The following is a 3,589-nucleotide window of genomic DNA, read 5'->3' as shown; positions in this document are numbered from 1 at the left end:
TTTGGCAACGATGCTCTAACGCACAAGCGTTGAGCGGCTGACGTGGGGACGGTGATCGCCAAATGCGGACCACTTACAAACACGAGAGGCGCGAATTCGACGCGGATACAGTTCCAAAAATGAGCAACGTCCTCGATGTGCTCGACCAGCGTACGTTCGATCTCGGGCTGGCGATAGGAGTGAACAGCCTTCTGCAGAGCGCCTGGATCTATGACCGCCCGATCGACATCGACGGCGTTCGGCTGTTCCACGACCATCTTCGGCGGGGACGACTGTCCCGTGGCATCGAGCGTTCACCACTGTCGTTCGGCCGCCACCGCTGGGTGGCGACGGACAATTCGACCGACCTCGAGGTCGTCGAAATACCGAGGCCGCGTGAAGAATTCGACGACTGGCTTGACGAGCAGATCAATGCTCCTCTTGATTGCGAGCACGGACCCGGCTGGCACCTTGCAGTGCTCCCGTTCACCGACGGCGGCTCAGGTGTGAGCCTGGTCGTCTCGCATTGCCTCATCGACGGGGTCGGTCTGTGTGAGGCACTCGCTGATGCCGCATTCGGCCGTGACGATCCGATCAGCTGGCCTGCTGCCGCGTCGCGCGGTCACTGGAAAGCCCTGAGGCAGGACGCCTGGCAAACCGTGCTCGACATCCCCGCCATGGCGCGGGGCGTTGTCGCCGCGATTCGGCTGGCCCGGCGCAGCCGGGAGGGGGCCGAAGCTGCGGCCCCGGCCACTCCGCCGACCACCACATCACCTGCGCCGGCCGTCATTTCAGACGAACCGATCCCGGTTCCGATGGCAACGATCCTCGTCGATGCCGACGAATGGGATTCTCGCGCAGAGGCACTCGGTGGGACCAGCAACGCTCTTCTTGTGGGTTTGGCGGCTCGGCTCGCCCAGCGCGCGGGACGGGTCGGCGCAGACGGATCGGTGATCGTCATGATGCCGGTCAATCAGCGCGCCGACGGAGATACCCGCGCCAACGCGAGAAGCAGTGTCGCCGTCACGGTCGACCCCGCGCTGGCGACCACGGACCTGCGTGAGATCCGGGCTGCGGTCAAACAAGCACTGATCCGTCACGGGGAAGCGCCCGACGAGGAACAAGCGGTGAATGCCATCATTCCCCTCTTGCCGAAGCGGTTCCTCGGGGCTACGTCCCGTGTCAGTTCACTCAACCAGGTCGGTTCGTCCAACCTCGGTGTGGTCAACCCGGCCGCCAGTCGTGCGGATGGTACGGACGCCGACCATTTCGCCGTGAAAGTTCTCCCGTACCTGGGGCTGACGGAGGCGATGCTGCACCGGTTCGGCGGGACCCAGTCATTTCTCTCCGGGCGGGCGAACGGACGGGTATTTGTCTCGGCCTTCTCGTATCTACCCGGTCGAGTCAACACGAATGAGCGATTGAGGCAAGACCTTTCACATGCATTGAACGACTTCTCGCTGACCGGCGCGCATCTTTGAGCGTCCCAGAATCGCACAAGTAGGAGGATGACATGAGCACCAATCTCCGGGTGGCTATCCAATCAGTTCTCGGCCTCGTGGCGCTGGGCGCGCTGCTGTTCGTGCCGGCGGGGACGTTCAACTACTGGCAGGCATGGGTTTTCCTGGCCGTGTACTCGGTCATGGCAATTCTGTCCACCGTCTACTTGTTGAGAAAGGACAAGGCGGTTGTCGAGCGGCGCATGCGCGTCGGACAGAAGGCCGAGTCGAGACCGGTGCAGAAGGCGGTACTCGTCGTCATCACGGTGCTGTCCATTGGGCTGCCGGTGTTCTGTGGTCTCGATCATCGCTTCGGATGGTCCCCCGTGCCCACAACCGTGTCGTGGCTCGGTAACGCGATGTTCGCGATCGGTCTCGTGATCACCATATTCACGATCGTCCAGAACAGCTACGCGTCGGCCAACATCACCGTCGAGTCCGAGCAGACGCTCGTCTCCACCGGCCTCTACGGGCTTGTGCGGCATCCGATGTACATGGGGGCGCTGCTCATGGTGGCGGGAATGCCCCTCGCACTCGGTTCATGGTGGGGACTGGCCGTTCTCGTTCCCGTCCTGGTCATCTACGCCTTCCGCATTCAGGACGAGGAGAAGCTGCTTCGGCAGCAGCTCGCCGGATATAGGGAGTACATGCAGAAGGTGCACTACCGGCTCGTACCACTCGTCTGGTGACCGTTGTGCCTCAGAGTCGTCTTCGAGGCCCGTCCAGTACAGGTTGGTTCAGAGATGCGTGCCGCTGAGCGAGAACTCACTCAGGGTGGTTGAAAGCTCCTGTCGCAATTCATCGTTCGTGTTCAGACGGTCCGGCAGAGTAGAGACCAACGAGACAAAGATCCGTCCGTCCACTGCCCCTGACAGCATCGTCTGGACTCCGCCGTACCGGTGCAGCGTCGACGTGGCCACACCGAGGTGGTGGAGCCTCAAAGCGAAGGCGTCGGCGGTTGTGCCGTCTGGACGGTTGGCAGCGGCGTCGATCACTCCGACGTTCGATGCGCCGACCAGATTGAACGGGTTGCCCCTTGTCACCCCGCGGGCGGCTTTGAGAAGCCGCTGAGACAAGAGTGGAACCAGGGCATTCACCACCTGCTGGGGGTCGGGTTCCTCGGAGTGGCGCATCAAGGCTTGTTTGACTGCTGTTCGAATCCCACTCAGGTCGGTTGTTGCTGATGCCGGGTCGACTGTGGCGCGCACGCCGCCGAGCGCGTTGGCGCGGGTATCGTCTGCGGCGCGCTCGTTGACCGGCAGCGTCACGACCACAGAACCATCGGCCGCAACCCGTCCCGCGCGCTGGGCGAGGCGAGCTGCCAGTCCCACAAGCAGTGTGTTGCGGGTCCCGCCGAGTGCGCCTGCGCGGGCGTCCCACTCGTCGGCGTCGACGAAGATCGTTGCCGTTGGGAGAAGGTGGGATTCGTCGGCTTCAGGAGATGGCGCAGGTGATGCGGTACTCGGTGGCACGGTAGCCTCGGCACTGTTGCCCCCACGCCCCAACCGCATCGAGGCGACGACGGCACGGCAGATGGCCGGGATATCCCTCACAGTTTGGCCGGCGTCTTCGCGGATGGCCTGCCATCGCCCGCGCGATGCGGCAGTCGGCCAGGTTACCGCGTCGTCGCGACCGAGTGCCGCTTCGGCTACGGCCTCCCACAGCCCGACACCGTCGGTGAGACAGTGTGAGATGACCAGGCTCATGCCCGTGCCGCCATCGGTGAAGGGGAGCGCCGCAAGGCGCCAGGCCGGCCCGTGCTCGCAATCGAGTGGGCTGTTGACCTGCTCGTCGAGCCAGTCGTCGAATTCTTCACGCGGCCTGGCTGTCTCGACGACCTCGAGGTCGGATGAGGTCTCGGGTGCTACCCAGCGATGGCGACCGAACGACAGTGGTGACCGGCCGATGCAGCGGGACAATCTTCCTCGCTGAAGATGGCCGTGGAATTGCCGCAGACCGGGGATGTCGATCGGCCGGTCATACACCCAAACACACTGCAGTAGGGTTTCCGAACCAGTCGCCTGCCCGAGGTCGAACATGGTCTGATCGAGCACGTCCAGTACATTGCTCATTTTTGTACGGTACGAGCCCGAAGGCGGTTTCACTCGGCA

General features: G+C 63.4%; 3 protein-coding genes. 2 read left to right on the top strand and 1 reads right to left on the bottom strand.

Annotated features, from left to right (window positions below; all coding sequences use genetic code 11):
• Positions 1–119 precede the first annotated feature (119 nt).
• Both TX88_RS25095 and TX88_RS25090 read left to right on the top strand, forming a co-directional pair.
• On the top strand, positions 120–1,460 hold the full coding sequence (locus TX88_RS25095; protein ID WP_044520655.1) for a wax ester/triacylglycerol synthase domain-containing protein: 1,341 nt from the start codon (positions 120–122) through the stop codon (positions 1,458–1,460).
• Between the two features lie 32 nt (positions 1,461–1,492).
• A complete protein-coding gene (locus TX88_RS25090) occupies positions 1,493–2,167 on the top strand; it encodes a methyltransferase family protein (protein WP_044520654.1) in 675 nt (224 codons plus the stop codon).
• Between the two features lie 48 nt (positions 2,168–2,215).
• Here TX88_RS25090 and TX88_RS25085 read toward each other — a convergent pair whose 3' ends face one another.
• A complete protein-coding gene (locus tag TX88_RS25085) occupies positions 2,216–3,550 on the bottom strand; it encodes a WS/DGAT/MGAT family O-acyltransferase (RefSeq protein WP_044520652.1) in 1,335 nt (444 codons plus the stop codon).
• Positions 3,551–3,589 lie beyond the last annotated feature (39 nt).

Origin of the sequence: Mycolicibacterium septicum DSM 44393 (assembly GCF_000455325.1) — a bacterium.
Classification (GTDB): Bacteria; Actinomycetota; Actinomycetes; order Mycobacteriales; family Mycobacteriaceae; genus Mycobacterium; species Mycobacterium septicum.
Note: the sequence above shows the minus strand (reverse complement) of the source record. Positions and strands in the feature narration are given on the sequence as shown.